The organism is Polynucleobacter sp. UK-Gri1-W3, from assembly GCF_018881595.1.
In the GTDB taxonomy this organism is placed as follows: Bacteria; Pseudomonadota; Gammaproteobacteria; order Burkholderiales; family Burkholderiaceae; genus Polynucleobacter.
This window is the reverse complement of the sequence record NZ_JACVQA010000008.1, coordinates 266,695-287,349: the sequence shown is the minus strand read 5'-3', so window position 1 is coordinate 287,349 and position 20,655 is coordinate 266,695. Positions and strand designations below refer to the sequence as shown.

General features: G+C 45.2%; 17 protein-coding genes. 7 read left to right on the top strand and 10 right to left on the bottom strand.

Annotated elements, in window-relative coordinates; all coding sequences use genetic code 11:
* Positions 1 to 56: 56 nt before the first annotated feature.
* Genes ICN36_RS09360 through gloB form a run of 3 tightly spaced genes read right to left on the bottom strand, consistent with a single transcriptional unit; the run spans position 57 to position 4,218 of the window.
* Complete coding sequence (locus tag ICN36_RS09360; RefSeq protein ID WP_216228102.1) at positions 57 to 1,940, bottom strand: propionate--CoA ligase; 1,884 nt, start codon at positions 1,938 to 1,940, stop codon at positions 57 to 59.
* A gap of 32 nt (positions 1,941 to 1,972) precedes the next feature.
* Positions 1,973 to 3,409 (bottom strand): transglycosylase SLT domain-containing protein, encoded by a 1,437-nt coding sequence (locus ICN36_RS09355; protein WP_216228101.1) that lies wholly within the window; start codon positions 3,407 to 3,409, stop codon positions 1,973 to 1,975.
* The gene (gene gloB / locus ICN36_RS09350; RefSeq protein WP_216228100.1) at positions 3,409 to 4,218 is read right to left on the bottom strand and encodes a hydroxyacylglutathione hydrolase; all 810 of its coding nucleotides are present in this window, start codon (positions 4,216 to 4,218) and stop codon (positions 3,409 to 3,411) included. The genes ICN36_RS09355 and gloB overlap by 1 nt, the downstream gene beginning before the upstream one ends.
* A gap of 6 nt (positions 4,219 to 4,224) precedes the next feature.
* On the opposite strand from gloB, the gene ICN36_RS09345 reads away from it, so the two are divergent.
* The 5 genes from ICN36_RS09345 (at position 4,225) to dnaQ (ending at position 10,779) form a co-directional block, all read left to right on the top strand.
* A complete protein-coding gene (locus ICN36_RS09345; protein WP_216228099.1) occupies positions 4,225 to 5,049 on the top strand; it encodes a class I SAM-dependent methyltransferase in 825 nt (274 codons plus the stop codon).
* Between the two features lie 30 nt (positions 5,050 to 5,079).
* Complete coding sequence (rnhA, locus tag ICN36_RS09340; protein WP_216228098.1) at positions 5,080 to 5,553, top strand: ribonuclease HI; 474 nt, start codon at positions 5,080 to 5,082, stop codon at positions 5,551 to 5,553.
* A gap of 110 nt (positions 5,554 to 5,663) precedes the next feature.
* Entirely contained in the window at positions 5,664 to 6,974 is a 1,311-nt protein-coding gene (locus ICN36_RS09335) for an efflux RND transporter periplasmic adaptor subunit (protein ID WP_216228097.1), read from the top strand.
* Positions 6,971 to 10,069 carry an efflux RND transporter permease subunit gene (locus ICN36_RS09330; protein WP_216228096.1) on the top strand — a complete coding sequence of 1,033 codons (3,099 nt, stop codon included), beginning with the start codon at positions 6,971 to 6,973 and terminating at the stop codon, positions 10,067 to 10,069. Before ICN36_RS09335 ends, ICN36_RS09330 begins: the two co-directional genes overlap by 4 nt.
* Positions 10,069 to 10,779, top strand: coding sequence for a DNA polymerase III subunit epsilon (dnaQ, locus tag ICN36_RS09325; protein WP_216228095.1), 711 nt, complete (start codon positions 10,069 to 10,071; stop codon positions 10,777 to 10,779). The genes ICN36_RS09330 and dnaQ overlap by 1 nt, the downstream gene beginning before the upstream one ends.
* Positions 10,780 to 10,796: 17 nt before the next feature.
* On the opposite strand, the gene ICN36_RS09320 is transcribed toward dnaQ, so the two are convergent.
* Together ICN36_RS09320 and ICN36_RS09315 are read right to left on the bottom strand one after the other, a co-directional pair.
* Positions 10,797 to 11,888 (bottom strand): tartrate dehydrogenase, encoded by a 1,092-nt coding sequence (locus ICN36_RS09320; RefSeq protein ID WP_216862075.1) that lies wholly within the window; start codon positions 11,886 to 11,888, stop codon positions 10,797 to 10,799.
* A gap of 50 nt (positions 11,889 to 11,938) precedes the next feature.
* Positions 11,939 to 12,601, bottom strand: a complete 663-nt coding sequence (locus ICN36_RS09315) for a SprT family zinc-dependent metalloprotease (protein ID WP_216228094.1) — start codon at positions 12,599 to 12,601, stop codon at positions 11,939 to 11,941.
* A 78-nt stretch (positions 12,602 to 12,679) separates the two neighbouring features.
* Here ICN36_RS09315 and ICN36_RS09310 point away from each other — a divergent pair, with 78 nt between their 5' ends.
* On the top strand, positions 12,680 to 13,990 hold the full coding sequence (locus ICN36_RS09310; protein WP_216228093.1) for an amidase: 1,311 nt from the start codon (positions 12,680 to 12,682) through the stop codon (positions 13,988 to 13,990).
* Positions 13,991 to 13,997: 7 nt separating this feature from the next.
* Here ICN36_RS09310 and ICN36_RS09305 read toward each other — a convergent pair whose 3' ends face one another.
* Together ICN36_RS09305 and ICN36_RS09300 are read right to left on the bottom strand one after the other, a co-directional pair.
* On the bottom strand, positions 13,998 to 14,939 hold the full coding sequence (locus ICN36_RS09305) for a tripartite tricarboxylate transporter substrate binding protein (protein WP_216228287.1): 942 nt from the start codon (positions 14,937 to 14,939) through the stop codon (positions 13,998 to 14,000).
* A 75-nt stretch (positions 14,940 to 15,014) separates the two neighbouring features.
* Positions 15,015 to 16,136, bottom strand: a complete 1,122-nt coding sequence (locus tag ICN36_RS09300; RefSeq protein ID WP_216228092.1) for an NADH:flavin oxidoreductase/NADH oxidase — start codon at positions 16,134 to 16,136, stop codon at positions 15,015 to 15,017.
* 156 nt (positions 16,137 to 16,292) lie between these two features.
* On the opposite strand from ICN36_RS09300, the gene ICN36_RS09295 reads away from it, so the two are divergent.
* Positions 16,293 to 17,813 carry a CoA-acylating methylmalonate-semialdehyde dehydrogenase gene (locus tag ICN36_RS09295; RefSeq protein ID WP_216228091.1) on the top strand — a complete coding sequence of 507 codons (1,521 nt, stop codon included), beginning with the start codon at positions 16,293 to 16,295 and terminating at the stop codon, positions 17,811 to 17,813.
* 70 nt (positions 17,814 to 17,883) lie between these two features.
* Here the strand turns inward: ICN36_RS09295 and ICN36_RS09290 are convergent, their stop codons facing one another.
* The 3 genes from ICN36_RS09290 to nuoN all read right to left on the bottom strand — a co-directional run bounded on the left by ICN36_RS09290 (position 17,884) and on the right by nuoN (position 20,655).
* Positions 17,884 to 18,369, bottom strand: a complete 486-nt coding sequence (locus ICN36_RS09290; protein WP_216228090.1) for a DUF1178 family protein — start codon at positions 18,367 to 18,369, stop codon at positions 17,884 to 17,886.
* Positions 18,370 to 18,434: 65 nt separating this feature from the next.
* A complete protein-coding gene (locus ICN36_RS09285; protein ID WP_216228089.1) occupies positions 18,435 to 19,034 on the bottom strand; it encodes an NUDIX hydrolase in 600 nt (199 codons plus the stop codon).
* 121 nt (positions 19,035 to 19,155) lie between these two features.
* On the bottom strand, positions 19,156 to 20,655 hold the full coding sequence (nuoN, locus tag ICN36_RS09280; protein WP_216228088.1) for an NADH-quinone oxidoreductase subunit NuoN: 1,500 nt from the start codon (positions 20,653 to 20,655) through the stop codon (positions 19,156 to 19,158).

The following is a 20,655-nucleotide window of genomic DNA, read 5'->3' as shown; positions in this document are numbered from 1 at the left end:
AAAAAGCTCCTCCAGCCTAATAACTGGAGGAGCTTTTTATCCTTAATAAGCAGTTTTTAAGCTTTTGCTCTTTGCTCAATGATGGTCCTAATTTGAGCCAGAACAGACTGATCGTCCATTGTGCTGATGTCACCAGAATCACGACCTTCGGCAACCGCCTGAAGTGCACGACGCACAATCTTGCCCGAGCGTGTCTTAGGTAAGGCCGTGACGATGTAAACACGCCCGGGACGCGCAATTGCCCCCAGGGTGGTATCCACTGTCTTCATGCATTCCGCTTCTAAAGTTGCGGTATTGGATGAATCTTTAGGAATCACAAATGCAATCGCAGCCTGACCTTTGAGTTTGTCCTCAATGCCAACTACAGCAACCTCTGAAACATTCGGATGACTAGAAATGCTTTCTTCAATTTCGCGTGTTCCAAGGCGATGTCCAGCAACGTTAATCACATCATCGGTGCGCCCCAAGATAAAGAAGTAACCATCTTTGTCTTTAATACCCCAGTCAAAGGTTGAATAAATCAGCTTGCCAGGAATGGTTTCCCAATAGGTGCTGATGAAGCGCTTGTCATCACCCCAAACCGTTTGCATGCAGCCTGGAGGTAATGGACCTTCGATGGCAATGACACCCTTCTGATCTGGGCCTAGCTCTTCAGAAGTAGCATCGTCAAGTAACTTCATGTTGTAACCAAATGAAGGTACGCCTGGTGAACCAAACTTATGCGGCATCACTTCAACACCACGTTGAATAGCTAGCATTGGCCAGCCAGTCTCTGTCTGCCAGTAGTTATCCACGATTGGTTTATTAATTGCCCCATGAATCCAGCTTGCAGTAGGTTCATCCAGGGGCTCACCTGCCAAAAACAAGGCGCGTAATTTAGAAAGGTCATACTTTGTTAAGAAGGCAGGATCTTGTTTCTTGAGCACTCGCACAGCAGTAGGCGCAGAGAACATCACAGATACTTTGTACTTATCAACTAGCTCCCACCAAATACCTGCGTCAGGACGCAATGGCGTACCTTCATACATGATGGTTGCCATACCGGAAAGCAAGGGCGCATAAATAATATAGCTGTGACCTACAACCCAACCAATGTCTGATGTACAAAACATCGTCTCACCAGGATTACCAGTAAAGATGTGTTTCATGGAAGCTGCTAGCGCCACAGCATAACCACCGGTATCACGTTGAACACCTTTGGGCTTACCAGTTGTACCAGAGGTATACAAAATATAAGAAGGGTGAGTTGCATCGACCCACTCAACCGGCACTACGTCGTTCAGATGTTTTTGACGCTCGCTTGCGTAATCCAAATCACGGCCCGCTACTGTTGTAAATTCGGTTAGACCGCGATTCACGATCAATACTTTTTCTGGTTTGTATTCAGCTAGAGTGATTGCCTCGTCCAATAACGGCTTATAAGGAACAGCCTTGCCACCACGGGCGCCAGCTTCGGCAGTCACGATCAGTTTTGGTTTTGCATCATCGATACGAGATGCTAGGCTGTGCGATGCAAATCCGCCAAACACTACAGAGTGAATAGCGCCAATGCGTGCGCAAGCGAGCATGGCAAAACAAGCTTCAGCAATCATCGGCATGTAGATGAGTACGCGATCACCCTTTTTAACGCCTGCTGCTTTATAAATTGCCGCCATACGATTTACTTCTTCGTATAACTCTTTAAATGTATAGGCCTTCTCTTGATTGGTTTCCGTGGATACCGCTACTAAGGCGATTTGATCGGGGCGATCTTTTAGGTGGCGGTCAACTGCGTTGTAGCAAAGATTCGTCAAACCACCCTCAAACCATTTTGCAAATGGTGGGTTATCGTAATTTAGAACTTTGTCGAAGGGCTTTTCCCAATGAATCAATTGCGCTTGCTCACCCCAAAACCCGTCTGGGTCTTTAATTGAGCGTTCGTGGTGTGCTTTATAGGACATGGTCAACCTGATTTCTTAAAAAGTTACTTGAATTACTGGCCTTTGTTCGCCCCTTTACTGCTGCTATTAGCGCTAGAGGTGGCTGAACTACCATTTCTCGCAGATTTTGCAAGCCCTGTCGATGCGGATTTATGCTGAGATGCAGCATTTTTGTCTGAAGAATTACCCTTAGAAGCGCCCTTTTCGGCAGTTTTTGAGGCACTCGCTGGAGCACACTTAGCAGGTTTAGTACCTTTAGCCCCCTTAACAGGCTTTGGACACTTTGGCGTGGGTGGTGCTGGTTTTTCCAGACTCAGACTTGCGTTTTCAGCCATGGCAGACGATACATCCCCTGGTCGGCGACTTGTTTTAGGTATCAAAACCGTTGAGCCTGACCGAATGCGCATGCCCCTAGGTATGCCATTTACCTCTCTTAACGTTTCGACATCGACACCTAAGGTTTTTGCTGCCTGGTCAACGCTTTCTGTTTTAGCAACCTGCACGGCCGTCCATGAAGATAGTGGCTTGGTGTATTGCTTTAGATTGTCTTGAAAGATTTCTGCATGGGCGAACGGCAACAGAATTTGCTGATTAGCATTACTCAAAATTACGGGCTTATTAAAAGATGGATTTAGGCTATGAAATTCATCTGTAGGTATTTCGGCTAACTTAATTACCAATGCCACATCAATATCACTACCAACATCCACCGCAACAAAGTATGGGTGATTTTCAAGTTCAGGCAAAACAATTCCGTAAGCCTGAGGATCCAAAACAATTTGTCGATAAGCCATCAACTTAGGAACGTAATTACGGGTCTCGCGCGGCAAGGTCAAACTCTCATAATCCGTTGGCAAGCCTGCAGCAATATTACGCTTTTGAGCCTTGGAAATATTTCCAGCACCCCAGTTATAGGCAGCGAGCGCAAGCTCCCAGCTGCCAAATTGGTTATTAAGGCGCTGCAAGTAATCTAATGCTGCATCAGTCGACTGCACAATATCTCGACGCTCATCCCTAAAAACATTTTGAGTTAAGCGAAAGTCTTTTCCTGTAGCGGGCATAAATTGCCATAGTCCAACTGCCTTAGCACTAGATTTAGCATTCGTTACAAAAGCACTCTCAACAAATGGCAGCAGTGCAATTTCTGTTGGCATATTGCGGGCATTTACTTCCTGAACAATGTAAAACAAGTAGCGAGAAGAGCGCGTCATGGAGCGATTGACGTAATCTGGTCTGGCAGCCAACCAGCGTACCTGCTCTATTTCCAGCGGAGTATTCAGTGGCTCCATTTGAAAACCATCACGTATACGAATCCATAGATTGTCAGAAGGTGCATAAACCTTGCTAACGGATTGATTTTTGAGATTAACTCTTGTAGCCCTGGAAGCCTTTGTATTTGCTTTCGTTGGAGTGTCCGAAGACCAATCTCCAGTGCTCGCACATCCGCTTAAGAAGGCAGCAATGAATATTGCTGCATACATCATTCGCATCAGAAACGATCTTTCCAGGCGCGAATAACCGCTAGTACATGTGCAGGACTCGGCAAAGTAGTTTGACCTGAAACCTCTTTAGCCATTGCAATAACTTCTGGTTGATCGCAACGCATAAAGGGGTTGACTTGAAGCTCCTGACCAATGGTTGTTGGGAGGGTTGGTAGACCTTGCTCACGAAGGGATTTGGCTTGCTCCGACCATGAAATCAGGTTGAGATTATTTGGTTCTACCGCTAGGGCAAAACGAATATTCGACAAGGTGTATTCATGAGTGCAGTAAACCAAGGTATTTTTTGGTAATGCCGCAAACTTTCCGAGCGACTCTGACATTTGTGTTGGAGTGCCCTCAAATAATCTGCCACAGCCCGATGCAAAAAGAGTGTCGCCACAAAAAAGTATAGGTTCAACAACATTAGCCTGCATATTTGCAAAATAGGAAATGTGACTTAAGGTGTGCCCAGGCACTTCAAACACTTTAAAACTTATACGAGGCTCAGGAATTTCTACCTTGTCATCCTGCATAACAACAACAGTTCTACCGGGGATGTTGTCCCCTACTGGACCCCATACGGGAATATCAGTCCCCAGGTTTTGCAACAGATTGAGAATGCCGCCAGTGTGATCGGCGTGGTGATGGGTTATTAAAATTCCCTTGAGAGTCAATTTGCTTGACTTTAAATATTCAAGGACTGGCGCAGAATCGCCTGGATCAACTACTAAAGCAGAAATGCCATCGTGGATGCACCAAATATAGTTATCATCAAAAGCCGGTATTGGCCAGACCTGCAATAAAGTATTCTTATCCATACACCGATGATACCAACCCCACCCATCCCCTCTCAGATGCCTGCACCTCCCTGGAGCTCATGGGAAAAATGGCTTCAATCACCCCCTGGACGCTATGTTCTGGCCTGGGAGCAGCACTGTTTTGACCAAATTGTGGCTGACGTCTTTGGCTTTCATGCTGTCCAAATTGGGCTACCTCAAATAAACACCTTAGTTGAAAATCGGATGCCTTTGCACGCCATCTTGATTCATTCAAACGATAGCCTTACTAACGCCGCTCGTTACAACTGGCACTTGATTGAAGGCAACCCCACTGAACTTCCGTTTGCAAATGAGAGCCTAGATTTAATTGTCTTGCCCCACGTTTTAGAGTTTGCTGCTGACCCACATCAAATATTGCGTGAAGTAGATCGAGTGCTTAGACCTGAGGGCCGCTTAATCATTTCTGGTTTTAATCCTGCAAGTCTATGGGGCGCAAGACAGTACCTCAGTAGATTGATAGGCAATCCCTACCTTCCCAGGGATGGTCAATTCATCAGTCTTATTCGCATTAAAGACTGGCTCGAGTTACTCAACTTTTCTTTAGATCGCGGCCACTTTGGTTGTTATAAATTCCCATTGCAAGGCGAATCTGTCATGGGGAGAATGAACTTTCTCGAAAAGATGGGAAATCGTTGGTGGCCTATATTTGGTGCAGTTTTTTTAGTTTCGGCTATAAAAAGGCAAAAAGGCATGCGCCTCATTGGTCCCGCTTCATTAGTGAGAATTCCAGCTATTCAGCAATTAACTCCTGCCGCTGAGCGAAGCAATATTCAAAAAACCTCAAAAGTAGCAACTCTAAACCCTAAGTAACTACACCAAGCAACCAAGTAAATTATCACCATGTCGCATTCAAAAGCCCACATTAACCAACCAAACCACCCCCACATCGTGATTTATACCGACGGGGCCTGTAAAGGCAATCCTGGGCCTGGGGGTTGGGGGGCTGTTTTGCGATCTGGAGGTCACGAAAAGCATATTCATGGGGGTGAAAAGCTCACCACCAACAACCGTATGGAGATTTGCGCGGTCATTTTTGCCTTAAAAGCCCTAAAACAGCGTAGTACCGTAGAGCTCTGGACTGACTCCCAATATGTTCAAAAAGGCGTAACCGAATGGCTTGAGGGCTGGAAAAAAAGGGGTTGGAAAACGGCCAGCAAAGATCCGGTTAAAAATGCCGATCTTTGGCAAGAGCTAGACGCCCTCCTCCCAGACCATGAAATCTCCTGGCATTGGGTTAGAGGTCATAACGGACACCCCGGCAATGAGCTGGCCGACCAGTTGGCAAATAAGGGTGTTGAGGAGTTTTTGCCATAGGGCGCACGCACGTCGATGCCCTCCTTTTTAGCCATCTTATGAGAGAATGGTTCAGCCCTAAATAGCTTAGAAACATCTAAAACCAACATAAAACCAAGAAAAACGAGACTGTGTCAAAAATAGAATCTTCACTCGACAAGGCCGTTGCAAAACTCGTGCAATTCAAAAGTAGCGGCAAAGCCCGCCTATGTGCACTATGGCAGCAACACTCTCCTCGATTTAATAAGCTTAAGCAGTTGGACTACCCAACCGTTAAATCATTTGTAGTGAAATTTAAGTGGCGCATCTTATTGGTGCTGATTGTTCTTTACACTGGTTCTAAGGCTTACGATTATTTCTTCCCCGCTTCTGAAAAATCAGGCGGTCCAGTAACCATTACCTCCGTTGTAGTTGAGAAGAAAGATATTCCTCTCATCATTGAGGCCACTGGCACGATCGTCTCCAACAGTATTGTTGATATTCGTCCAATGGTTACCAATACCGTAGCCAAGATTGAAGTTAAAGATGGTCAAGAGGTTAAAGCCGGTGACCTACTGTTCACCCTAGATGACCGCAATGACAAAGCGAACTACGAGAAGCTTAAAGCCCTTGCAGATGATGCTCAAAAGCAATATTTGCGTGCCAAAGAATTAGTCTCTAAAAACTTTATTTCTACAGCCGCTCTAGAAACTACATTGGCTAACGCTAAATCAGCACAAGCGGCAGCACGAGCGGCAGAGGTGCAGCTTTCTTTTGATTACATTAAGTCTCCCATTGATGGTCGTGCGGGTATCGTCAATGTGTTCCCTGGTTCATTAGTTCAAGCCAGCAATATTGTTTCCACCGCGACCAGCTCAACTGCAACCTCAAGTGTTGGATCTATGGTGACCATTACTCAATTGAATCCAATTAATGTTCAATTTGTAATTCCAGAAAAAGATATTCCCATCATCTTAGAGAATCAATTGGATGGTGATGCGATGAGCGTTACAGTAACTGTAGGCGACAGCGGCAAAAGAGCTTACGAAGGAAAAGTACTGGTTGTTGATAACCAAGTTGATCCTTCGATTGCAGCAGTGCGCGTAAAAGCACAAATTCCAAATGACTCAAAAACACTCTTGCCAGGTGAATTTGCTCGAGTATCTCTTGTAGCCAATACTCTGAAGGATGCGTTAGCTATTCCATCACAAGCAGTAGTAATTAATCCCCGCGGAAAACTCGTCTATGTCATCGATAAAGATGGCAAAGCAGTCGCCAAACCAGTGAAAGTCGTTTATGACTATCAAGGATCGTCAGTCGTTACCGGTATAGAAGCCGGCGATAGAGTGGTGGTTGAAGGTAAGCAGAATTTGCGTCCGGGAAGCAAAGTCCGGGAAGATAAATCTGCTGCCCCACAAACAAGCGCCGCCTCAACAACTACAACCGCCCCAGAAAAAAAATGACACTCTCCGAATTATGTATTCGGCGCCCTGTAATGACGGTGTTGCTCTCGATAGCAACAGTCATCGCAGGTGCTGTTGCCTACATGAAAATTCCGGTAGCTGCGCTACCCAGTTTTAATACACCCGTTATTTCGGTAAGCGCATCTTTGCCAGGTGCATCACCGGAAAATATGGCAGCCTCGGTGGCCCTGCCGCTTGAAAAAGAATTTTCGACGATTGATGGCATCACTGTTATCAGCTCCACCAATTCCTTGGGAAGCACCAGCATTACACTGGAATTCAATAACGACCGCGATATTGATAAAGCAGCAGTTGATGTACAAGCAGCCTTGTTGAGAGCCCAAAAGCGCTTGCCGATTGAAATGACGGTACCACCGTCCTACCGAAAGATTAATCCAGCAGATACCCCTGTTCTAGTCGTGAGAATGAGTTCGCCATCCATTAGCCTCTCAGACCTCAATCAATACGCAGAAAATTTACTTTCACCAAACCTATCAACTATTAGTGGTGTAGCGCAAGTTCTCGTATATGGTGCAAAGCGCTATGCCGTTCGCGTGCGCGTTCATCCAGATGCCCTTGCTAACCGCAATCTCACAATTGACGATCTCGCGGTTGCGATTAACAAAGCAAATTCCAATAGTCCTGTTGGAGTTTTAGATGGGCCCCGTCAGGCAATTACTATTTATGCCAATCCTCAGCTAGTAAGGCCTGAAGAGTTTGCCAATTTAATTGTTAGTCAAAAAAATGGTCTTCCGATCTATCTTAAGGATGTTGCCGACGTCATTGAAAGTTATGAGGACGTTAAGACATTAGCTAGCTCAAATGGTGAACGCTCTATTGCGATTGCAGTTTTGCGTCAACCAAGTGCAAATACGGTCGATGTAGTGAACTCAGTTAAGGCACTGTTGCCGCAATTGCAAAAACAGATGCCTGAATCGGTCCGCATGCAATTGTTGAATGACCGCTCGCTTTCTATTCTGGAAGCGATACATGACGTTAATCTCACATTGGCTTTAACAATCTTGTTGGTTGTCATGGTGATTTTCTTATTCCTGAAACATGTTTCAGCGACGATTATTCCTTCTATTAGTCTTCCAATCTCCCTGATCGGGGCGTTCTTTTTGCTCTATTTTTTGGGGTATAGCTTAGACAACATCTCCCTTCTAGGCATTACGCTTGCTGTGGGCTTGGTGGTTGATGATGCAATTGTGGTGCTTGAAAATATCATGCGCTATGTTGAAGAAGGCATGGACCCTCTGAAGGCATCCCTTAAAGGCAGTAAAGAAGTTGGCTTTACGATCATCTCCATTTCCATTTCTTTAGTGGCTGTATTTATCCCGCTCTTCTTTATGGCCGGCCCTATTGGTCTTCTCTTTAGAGAATTTGCGGTAGTCGTTTCACTTTCTATTCTGGTGTCAGCAGTTGTATCGCTTACGGTTGTCCCAATGCTTTGTAGTCGCTTCCTGCCAAAACCAGGTCGGCATGCCAAGGAATACGCTATCAATAAGAAGTTTGATCGCATCTTTGATTGGGCACTGAAAACCTATATTCACTATCTTGATCTTGCCCTCAATAATCGCAAAAAGGTGTTATGGGGCGCCCTTTCCACCTTTGTTATTACTGTGTTGATGTTTGTCTATAGTCCAAAGGGTTTCTTTCCTGAAGAAGATATTGGGCAAATTCAAGCAACCACTGAGGCTTCTGAAGATATTTCCTTTAAAGCGATGTTGGCCCTTCAAGATAGAGCTGCAGAGCTGGTGAATAACGATCCGAATGTGGATAGCTCTATTTCAGTCATCGGCGGTGGCGCAAGCTCAGGCTACAACACTGGCAGGATTTTTATCATCCTAAAGCCTAAGGGTGATCGCGCTAAGATGGCTCAGGTGATGGAGGGCTTAAGAAATAAATTCAAAGAGATCCCTGGGCTTCAGGTCTATATGCGTCCCGTTCAAAACTTACAGCTAGGCGGCAAAAATAGTAAAAGTCGCTACCAATTTACATTGCAAAGCGTTGGCTTCGAGGGTGTGAATGAATGGGCGGATAAGCTGATGCAAAAGATGCGAGCTGACCCCCTTTTTCGCGACGTAACAAGCGACTCACAGTTAAAAGGACTTAACGTTGAGATCAATATTGATCGTGAAAAAGCCGCTAGTGCCGGCGTTACGATTGCCGATATTCGTACAGCTCTCTACTCTGCCTATGGTGAGAAGCAGGTATCCACTATCTACACACCGGTTAATACCTATTACGTCATCCTAGAAGCTGCTGAAGAAGATCGTCAATACGAGGCTGATCTCAATAAGATTTTTGTGAGAGGTCGCGCAACGGATAAACTTATTCCACTATCTAGCGTAGCTAGCTTCACTCGTGCAATTGGTCCAACCGCCGTGAACCATCAAGGCCAAATTCCGGCTGTAACCCTGTCATTTAATTTGGCTCCCGATGTTTTTCTTGGTGACGCAACTAAGAAGATAGAGGAATATACAAAAGAAATTAGCTTACCCGCTTCCATCATTACGAGTTACGGCGGGGATGCAGCAGTATTTAAAAGCAACCAATCAGGTCAGTTGATCCTAATTCTTTCGGCTCTGGGTGTAATTTATATATTACTTGGCGTGCTTTACGAGAGTTACATTCATCCACTGACTATTTTGGCCGGCTTGCCATCTGCTGCCATTGGCGCCATCCTTGCTTTGCGCATCTTTGGTTTTGAGCTAACCATCGTCGCCTCGATCGGCATCCTATTATTAATCGGCATTGTTAAGAAAAATGCGATTTTAATGATTGACTTTGCTTTAGATGCTCAACGCAACCATGGCATGTCTCCTGAAAAAGCCATTCGTGAAGCATGCATTTTGCGTTTCCGTCCTATTATGATGACAACCATTGCCGCTTTAATGGGAGCACTACCCATTGCATTCGGACTTGGTGCTGGTGCAGAGTTACGTCAACCATTAGGTATTAGCGTTGCTGGCGGGTTGATCTTTTCACAATTCGTCACGCTGATCATTACTCCAGTAATCTACCTTTATCTCGATAAATACGCCGGTAATGGTCCGATGGAAATTCCACCTTCCGTTCTTGAGGGAACCTAATGCGTCAAGTCATTCTCGATACTGAAACTACTGGTCTAAATCCAGCCACGGGCGACCGCATTATTGAAATTGGTTGCGTCGAAATGGTTGGTCGCCGCTTAACCGATAGAACCTTTCATTACTACATTAATCCAGAGCGTGACATTGATGCAGGCGCTTATGCAGTACACGGATTATCTAGAGAATTTTTATCTGATAAACCAGTTTTTGCCAATATCGTTGAGCAGCTGATTGAGTTTGTAGATGGCGCTGAAATTGTCATTCATAACGCAGCATTTGACTTAGGATTTTTGGATAATGAATTTGCGTTGCTCAAGCGTCCACCCTTTCGCAACCTCGCAGCAAAGGTTACCGATACCTTACTAGATGCGCGCCAAATGTTTCCGGGCAAGAGAAATTCTTTGGATGCACTATGCGAACGTTTTTCTATCAGTAATAAACACCGAACTTTGCACGGCGCTTTATTGGATGCCCAATTATTAGCTGAAGTCTATGTATCAATGACCAGAGGTCAGGAAGATTTATCTATTGATCTCATTGACTATACGGTTGGCACAGACTCTACTGGACACACCAAAGCATTGCCAACTAGCCTCAAGGTATTAACTGCTTCGGATGATGACTTGCAGTGTCATGAAAAAATCTTGGCCGAAATCGCTAAGGCAAGTAAAAAGGACCCCGTATGGAGTCCTTTAAGTGTTGCTGGGTAAAAAGAATTAGCAGTTCATTAGATGGCTGCAGCAATTGCCTTACCTAGATCATCCGTTTTTGCAGTGCCACCTAGATCCGGCGTTAATGGCGCATGCCCTGGGCCAGACGACAATACTTTTTCAATTGCAGTAAAGATCGCTTTACCAGCCTCTGGATAACCGAGATGATCAAGCATCATCGCACCACTCCATATTTGCCCAATCGGATTAGCGATCATTTTGCCAAAGATATCTGGCGCTGAACCATGTACTGGCTCAAATAATGATGGGAATTTGCCCTCGGGATTAATGCTGCCTGATGGCGCTACAGCAATCGTACCGGTACATGCAGGACCCAAGTCAGACAAAATGTCTCCGAATAAATTACTTGCTACAACAACGTCGAAGCGATCAGGATTCATTACGAAATGAGCTGCCAAGATATCAATGTGGTACTTATCTGCTCTCACGTCAGCAAATTTCTTAGACATCGCTTCAACACGTTCATCCCAGTAAGGCATGGTGATGGCAATGCCGTTTGACTTTGTTGCCGAGGTTAAATGTTTCTTAGGGCGGCTTTGCGCTAAATCAAATGCATATTGCAAAATTCGATCAACGCCCTGTCTTGTAAAAATAGACTCTTGAATCACGATTTCACGGTCAGTATCAGGGAACATTTTTCCACCAACACTAGAGTATTCACCTTCGGTATTCTCGCGCACCACGAAGAAGTCAATATCGCCAGGCTTGCGATTAGCTAATGGACAAGGCACCCCAGGAAGTAAACGTACTGGACGTAAATTGACGTATTGATCAAAGCCGCGGCGGAATTGAATCAAGCTACCCCATAAAGAAACATGGTCAGGCAGGATATCTGGCATACCTACGGCGCCAAAGAAAATGGCGTCGTACTTCATGAGCGTATCAAACCAATCATCCGGCATCATCTTGCCGTGCTTAAGGTAGTAATCACAACTTGCAAAGTCAAAATGATCGAACTGCATACCCAAATTAAATTTACGATTGGCAGCCTCTAAAGCGCGAACGCCCTCTGGCATCACTTCTTTACCAATGCCATCACCTGGAATAACAGCAATCTTTGGGTTCTTAAAAATTTTCTTTGCGTTCATAAGTTATGCGTCTCTTTATATTTTTGTTGAAAAAATAATTTTACAAATGTCTAGCTAATTGCGCGACGGATTTCGTCAGGAGCCTTCTTACTACCTTTTTCAACGGATTCACTATCGTAATCGCTTGTATTCTCGATAGTCTCAGGCACATCCTCCAACATCCGAATATTGTCCTTAGGGCAAATTGGTGCACCATAGCTAGCCCATTTTTTGAGCAAGGTCACCTCGTATCCACATTGGCCGCATTTTGCCTTGCTTCTACTGGCGTTACTGGGCCTTGGGGGTGGAAAAACAATCGCTTGATGGGGATATGGGCCAAGCTCCTGGCTGATCATCATTAGCTTCACTACTAACTCCTCGGTGGCATGCGCCATTCGGGCCGGACCTTCCAAACCCACTGTTTGGGCTATTCCCTTGAAATCCTCGCCATGACCACTAAAACAGTCGTCTACCGCATGACAGAGCTCATGAACGAGGGTGTCAAGTAGTTGCACGGGCTCATCCAATTTAGGAGAGATAAATATCTCATTAACCCCGCCGCCTGAGCGTTCACGTGGCCAACATTGGCCAAGGGTTGTTCTAGGGCTACTAGAGGCTGGAAAACCGCATGAAACCCTGACAGGGGGAATGGCATAACCTGCCTTAGAAAAAACGGGCTCTAGGTGTCTTACTGCGTCTTCTAGCCATGCTTCACGTACTGTATGTTGCTTCATCTAGCGTATCTTCTATCGAAATTCTGGAACAAAAAACTGTAAATTGCGATCATACGCCACCATAAGTAGAATGGAAAAATGAAAGACCTAGAAAGCCTTAGCGCCTCCCAAGCCATTAAAGCCCTCTCCAAGAGAGAAATTCGGGCTACCGATTTATTGCTTAGCTGCTTAGACCGCATTGGGCAAAAGGAGAGCGCTGTACGAGCTTGGACTAGCCTTGGTAAGGAAAATGCCCTATCACGTGCCAAACAGCTTGATAAAGGGGCATTTCAGGGCATTCTGCATGGCTTACCTATCGGCGTAAAGGATCTATATGACACCTTTGATCTACCTACCTCCTATGGCTCCCCTATCTACGCCGATCACTATCCCATTACAGATGCCGTTTCCGTAGCCTTGATACGTCAGGCTGGCGGCATTATTTTGGGAAAGACCGTCACAACCGAATTTGCTTCATTTAAGAGCGGTGTCACCACCAATCCCCATCAGTCAAAACATACCCCTGGAGGCTCTTCAAGTGGCTCAGCTGCAGCAGTTGCGGACTTTATGGTGCCGCTAGCTACAGGCAGTCAGACCGCTGGGTCAATCATCCGTCCTGCCTCATTTTGCGGCGTGGTGGGATTTAAGCCCAGTCTAGGCAAAGTCAGTATTGCTGGCGTAAAAAGTCTTTCTGTAACTTTAGATACTTTAGGCTGCTTTGGCAGAACTATTGAAGATGTAGGCCTAGGTGTTGCCGCTATGAGCGGAGATCATCGTCTTGCAAAAATTGAAGCCCTGCACAACAAACCTCGTATTGCAATTTGCAAAACATCGAACTGGTCAGCGGCACAAAAAGAGACAGCTACAGCGCTTGCAGTAGCACGGCATGCAGCAGAAGCTATTTCCAAAGGCACGGTTGGAGACATTAAGTTATCCAAAGATTTTGATGGACTGACACAAGCTCAAAGTCGAATCATGCTCTCTGAGATGTCGCGTAGTTTGTTATTTGAACGCGTTCACTTTGCAAAGAAATTAAGTCCACAGCTAAGTAAGCAACTTAGCGAAGGCGCGGAAATTGGTTACGAGCAATATACAAAAGACCTGCGGCATGCCAGTATGGCAAAAGCATCTGTAGAAGACTTGTTCAGCAATGAAATTGATATCTTAATAGCACCTAGCGCTACTGGAGAAGCCCCCAACATCAAAGACGGAACGGGAGATCCTATTTTCTGCCGTGAATGGACTTTATTAGGCTTACCATGCATCAACATCAATGTCACCAGCGGACCTAATGGATTGCCTGTTGGTATTCAGTTAATTGCTGGGCCGGGAAAAGATCACTTCTTACTCAGTGCTGCACGAGCATTTGCACTGGCATTGCCTGACCCCACATTGCGAGATCAGGCTTAAACACTACTCAGTCAAGGGTAATATTTGATGCCTTAATTGCTTTATTCCAGAAAGGTAACTCTTTCTTCACCAAAGCATCTGTTTGAGTTGGACCCAAGTACCGAAGCTCAACTCCAGCAGCATCAGCGCGTTCCTTGATTTCAGGCAACGCCAAGCTTTGCTTAACAGAATTTGTTAGCTTGGCAACAACAGGGGCTGGCGTCCCTGCCGGAGCGTACAAAGCAACCCAGGACTCTAACTGAAACGATGGTAGACCAGCCTCAGCCGTGGTTGGTACATTGGGCATACCAGGGTGGCGGTATTTACCTGTTACAGCCAGGCCTTTTAGCTTGCCACTTTGAACATGCTGCATTAATGAAGGTGGAGTGCTGATAAAGACCTGTACTTGGCCGGCCAAAACATCCTGAATAGCCGGACCAGAACCTTTATAGGGAACATGGACCATATCTACACCGGTAGTTTGCTTGAAAATTTCTGTACCGATATGGGATACAGAGCCATTGCCCTGTGATGCGTAATTTAATTTACCTGGATTTGCTTTTGCGTACGCAATAAATTCTTTGAGATTATTTACTGGTACTGATGGATGCACTGCGATGACATTAGTTGAAACTGTTAGCAAAGCTATCGGTGAAAAGTCTTTAATAGGATCCCAAGGCAATTTGTCAAATAGAGATGGGTTACCAACGTGATATCCAGAGTAGGAAATTAACAATGTATAGCCGTCAGGTTTTGCTTTAGCAACATATTGATAAGCGGTGTTACCGCTTGCTCCTGGCTTGTTATCAACAATCACTGGTTGACCGATGACACGCGTTAGAGGCTCACTTAATAGACGGGCAGAGGTATCCACTAGACCGCCAGGAGGATTTGGCACCACCAGTGTAATAGGTCGATCAGGAAATGCTTGAGCAAAAACTATACCTGCCATACCAATACCTATAGCCATACTCAAAACGGTAAGCGCACATCGAATAACTGAAATTTTTTTCATTACTGTCTCCAAGCTATTATTTTTTAAAGTTTATCGCTGCCCTACTTTTACATCACCAAAGACTGCCTGAGCCTCTCGCGGCAAGCAACGCCAATAACGTTCATTTGCAGTAACAGTGCCCTTCAATGCTGCCGCAGCTTCCCAGCCCCAACGTGGTTTGTATAAAAATGCTCTCGCTAGAGCAATAAGGTCCGCATCACCAGCCTGCAAAATATCTTCTGCTTGCTGAGGTTCTGTGATCAAACCTACCGTCATTGTTGGCAAGCCAGATTGCTCTTTCACAATCTTTGCAAATGGCACTTGATAATTTGGTCCAATCGCAATCTTCTGTTTAGGCGAGATACCACCAGAAGAGATGTGTACAAAATCACACCCTAATGGTTTGAGTTTTTTTGCGAAATTAGCCGTTTCTTCTGGAGTCCATCCACCCTCTATCCAATCACTTGCCGAAATGCGGATACCAAGCACGCCTTGATAGGCAGCTCGCACGGCTGCAAAAAGCTCTAAAGGAAAGCGAATTCGATTTTCAAATGATCCACCGTATTCATCAGTACGTCGATTGGAGATTGGGGATAAAAATTGATGCAACAAATAACCATGAGCACCATGCAACTCAATACCGTCTATTCCAATACGATCCGCTCTCTTTGCTGCTGCAACGAAATCATCGATCAGGTTTTTCAATTCGGCTTTAGTTAATTCATGGGGAGGCCGCTCGCCGTCCAATTGCGGAATCGCTGAAGGAGCTAAGGTTTCCCAACCGCCCTTATCTTGCGCAAGCAATTGACCGCCATCCCAAGGGGTGGCACTGGAAGCTTTGCGACCGGCATGAGCTAGCTGAATAAAAACAGGTACTGCAGGGGCTAAAGCACGTGCACGACTTAATTTATCTTTTAGTGCCGCCTCTGTACGGTCATCCCAAAGCCCCAAACAGGCTGGCGTAATACGGGCTTCCGGACTTACCCCGGTAGCTTCAATAATGAATAAGGAGGCACCACTATTGAGTAAATTACCCCAGTGCATCAAATGCCAGTCAGTTGCCTCGCCATTATTTGCTGAATATTGGCACATAGGGGCCACCACAATGCGATTGGCCAGCTCCAAAGGCCCCCGTGGGGAGCCAAGGGTGTAGCTTGAAAATAAAAGACTCATGAAATACCTCTAAAAGCCCAAAAATGGGTCAAAAAAATACGAAAATAGCCGTAAAGCGATAGAATACTCAAAAAGCAGAATATGCGAGACAGTGTAGTCGTGCAGGCTATCCAGCCAAGCGACCTTTTATTACCCAAATACTTACTACAAGAGACTATGAACGCACCTCAAGCCTTTGAATCAAAAGAAGATATCGGCCATTTTGTTGACGGCAGTATTGTTACCCCTAAAGACGGTCGTTTTGCTGATGTTTACAACCCAACTAAAGGCTCAGTAGCCCGCCGTGTTGCCCTTGCTAGTCGCAAGGAAGTCGATGCCGCTGTTGCAGTCGCTGAAAAAGCTTTTGAGACCTGGAGCCAAACAAGCCCTCTGCGTCGTTCGCGCATCATGTTTAAGTATTTAGAGCTCTTAAATGCCAATCGCGATGAATTGGCTGCCATCATTACGGCGGAGCACGGCAAGGTGTTTACGGATGCCCAAGGCGAAGTTACACGCGGTATTGAGATCGTTGAATTTGCTACTGGTATTCCTGAGCTACTTAAAGGTGACTACACTGAACAAGTCTCTACAGGTATTGATAACTGGGTAATGCGTCAGCCTCTAGGCGTGGTTACCGGAATTACTCCATTTAATTTCCCAGTAATGGTTCCTATGTGGATGTTCCCGGTTGCGATTGCTTGCGGTAACACTTTCATTCTCAAGCCTAGCCCTACAGATCCTTCCGCATCTTTATTTATGGCCAAGCTCCTTAAAGAGGCTGGCCTTCCTGATGGCGTATTTAACGTAGTTCAAGGCGACAAAGAGGCTGTTGATGCCTTAATTGAAAATCCAGACGTTAAAGCGGTAAGCTTTGTAGGATCAACTCCAATTGCCAATTATATCTATGAGCGTTGCGCTCATTTTGGTAAACGTTCGCAAGCTTTAGGTGGCGCCAAAAACCATATGGTCATCATGCCTGATGCCGATATCGATAAAGCAATTGATGCTTTGGTTGGTGCGGCTTATGGCTCTGCTGGTGAACGTTGTATGGCAATTTCTGTAGCGGTATTGGTTGGTGATGTGGCAGAAAAAATCATGCCTAAGTTGATTGAGCGCACCAAGACTCTAAAAGTTAAAAACGGTATGGAACTCGATGCCGAGATGGGCCCAATCGTTTCTAAAGCAGCCCTTGAGCGCATTACTGGTTATATTGAGAGTGGTGTAGCTTCAGGCGCAAAACTACTCGTTGATGGTCGCGGACATCAAGTTCCTGGCTATGAAAACGGCTTCTTTATCGGCGGCACATTGTTTGACAATGTCACCCCAGATATGAAGATCTATTTAGAAGAAATCTTCGGACCAGTTTTATCTTGCTTGCGTGTAGCCAACTTTACCGAAGCCCTTAATTTGGTTAACTCTTGTGAGTTCGGCAATGGTGTTGCCTGCTTTACAAGTGATGGCAATATCGCCCGTGAATTTGCCCGCCGCGTTCAGGTGGGAATGGTTGGCATTAACGTACCTATTCCGGTGCCAATGGCATGGCATGGTTTTGGTGGCTGGAAGAAGTCAATCTTTGGTGATATGCATGCATATGGCAAAGAAGGTGTTCGCTTCTATACAAAGCAAAAGAGTGTTATGCAGCGCTGGCCTGAAAGTATTGCTAAAGGTGCAGAGTTTGTAATGCCTACTTCCAAGTAATAACTGGATGTAAACAGCAAAAAAGCGATCTTCGGATCGCTTTTTTATTTACTGAATTTAACGAGGATAATTATTGGAGCGTGTTTTTCAAAGCAGGAATCATGGGCATAGACAAGATATCAATGCCCTCTTCTCTTAAAGACTCTGCTTCATCTATGGTGGTCTGACCCCGAATACTTCTCTCTGGAGATTCTTTATAGTGAATCTTACGAGCTTCATCAGCAAAAGAATTGCCTACATCTTCTGAGCGACCCATTATTTCACGCATACCTTTTAAAAAGGCGGCCTGAACTTGCGCCTCTAACTGAGAATGATCACTTCCAGTAAGGGCAACAACACCGCCACTTAAATTTTCAGCTTGAGCCGTGGGTAATGCCAACTCCGTCGAGGAGGATTTACCAATATGCGGAGCTGAAGGCATGCGGGTGATTTCTGTACTGTCGCATACAGGACATGCAAGCATTCCATTGTCTTGCTGAGCAAGGCAATCCTCTTCGGAGGCAAACCAGCCTTCAAATCGATGGTCTAAGGGGCAAGCTAAGTTATAAACTTTCATAAAACGTATATATGGGCAGAAACGATAAATTCAATACCCCCATTTTAATCGGGTTTAAAGATTGCCTATTTGATTGAGATCGGCTTTACTAAGCCCCTACGGTAACGGTCTAGCCAATAGGCGGAAATAGTGGTCTTAACGTCTGTAATCTCGCCACTCTCAACCCAGTCAATTAATTGCTCCAATGGTGCAGCAAATACATCCAAAAACTCTTCATCATCCAGATGGCTTTTCCCAGGCACAAGTTCTTCAGCCAAATAGATGTCAATGAATTCTGTTGAATACGAGATGACTGGATGGATGCGTCTTATATAGCTCCATTTTTTTGCAGTATATCCAGTTTCTTCCTCAAGTTCGCGTTGCGCGCAAACTAAATGATCCTCACTCGGATCTAACTTGCCTGCCGGAATTTCAATGCAAGCTTTTGCAATCGGATAGCGATACTGTCTTTCAAGAAGTATCCTGCCATCATCCAAAATGGCAACAATTGCTACCGCACCTGGATGCGTTAAGTACTCGCGTATAGCCTCCTCTCCATCGGGCAAGGAAACTCTATCTCGCTTCATCTTTAAGAAGATGCCGCCGTAAATGTCTTCACCCGATAGACGCTCTTCACGCAAATGTTTATCACCGGCCGGTAGATCTTTAAATGATTTTTCAGTCATCGTTTTTAATAAGTAATTTATATAGGTTTTATTAAAACATCTTAAGTAGTCCAGATGACATTTTGACTGCTACAAAACAATAAAGGCCCCTTACGGAGCCTTTATCACTTAAGTAATTAGCTTAGGAACCCAAAAGAGTCCTGCGCATCGCATCCAGGCATAGGCTCATCAGACCAGCAGGAACAATGCCGATAACAAGAACCAGAATACTATTGAGGCTGAGAATTCCTTTGGCAAAGCCAGAACCAGAAACAGTAATCTCATGCTCAGGCTCATCAAAGTACATCACCTTCACAACTCTTAGGTAGTAGAAGGCTCCAACCAAAGAGGCCAATACAGCGATCACTGCTAAGAATGTATGCTCCGCATCAACCAAAGCCTCCAATACACCCAACTTGGCAGCAAAGCCTACTGTAGGTGGAATACCAGCCAAGGAGAACATCATCACTAGGCCGATAAATGCAAACCAGGGGTGTTTCTTATTTAAACCCTTAAGACCATCCAAGGTTTCGCAGTCATAACCTTTGCGTGATAGAACCATCAATAAACCGAAAGTACCCAGCGTAGTTAAAACATAAGTAATAGCGTAGAACATGGCTGCACTAAACGCATGATCATCAAATACGGATAACATGCCTAAGAGCACAAAGCCCATCTGCGCAATAGCTGAATATGCCAGCATACGCTTGAGATTAGTTTGTGCAATCGCAGTGACGTTACCAACAACGAGAGATAACACAGCTAGCAATACCAGCATGGGCTGCCAGTCACCAAGCAATGGCAACAAGGTATTAACCAATAAACGGAATAACAACGCAAAGGCAGCCAGTTTTGGAGCTGCAGCAATCATCAATGTCACCGCAGTTGGTGCTCCTTGATAAACATCTGGCACCCACATATGAAACGGCACAACGCCTAATTTAAATGCCAAGCCAGCAACAATGAAAACCAATCCAAAAGCCATGACCAAATGATTCACACGAGGATCGGCAACAGTTTTAAAGATTTCGATCAAATCTAGCGATCCTGTTACGCCGTACAACATCGACATACCGTAAAGCAAGAAACCAGAGGCTAATGCACCTAAGATGAAATACTTAATACCAGCCTCAACACTCTTCTCGCTGCTGTGGCGCATAGCAACCAAAGCATAAGTTGGCAAAGCCATCAGCTCTAGACCCAGGTAAAGAGTTAATAAATTAGCGCCTGAGATCAACACAAACTGACCAAGCAAAGCGAGTAAAGCCAAAACAATAAAGTCTGGGCGGAATAAGGAGCGATCCTTTAAATATTGTTTGGAATAAACAAGGCTCACGAATACAGCGATACAAGAACAAGCTTTGAGTAGATTTGAAAATGGATCAGACTGAAATAAACCATTCATTGCTACCAAAGCTGGATCACCCATACGACCAATGAACATGAAAATGAGATATGCCAACAGGATTAGAGAGAAGAAATACACAAAGCCAACTCCGCGTGGAGTATGGAAGATGTCTTGCTCTACACCAGGGGTAGATGCCACCCTCTCCGGAACATACACGCTAACAACAAGCAATAAGCAGGTTGCTACGAGTAAAACAAGTTCTGGCAGGATGGCGTATAGATCGAATGCTTGCAT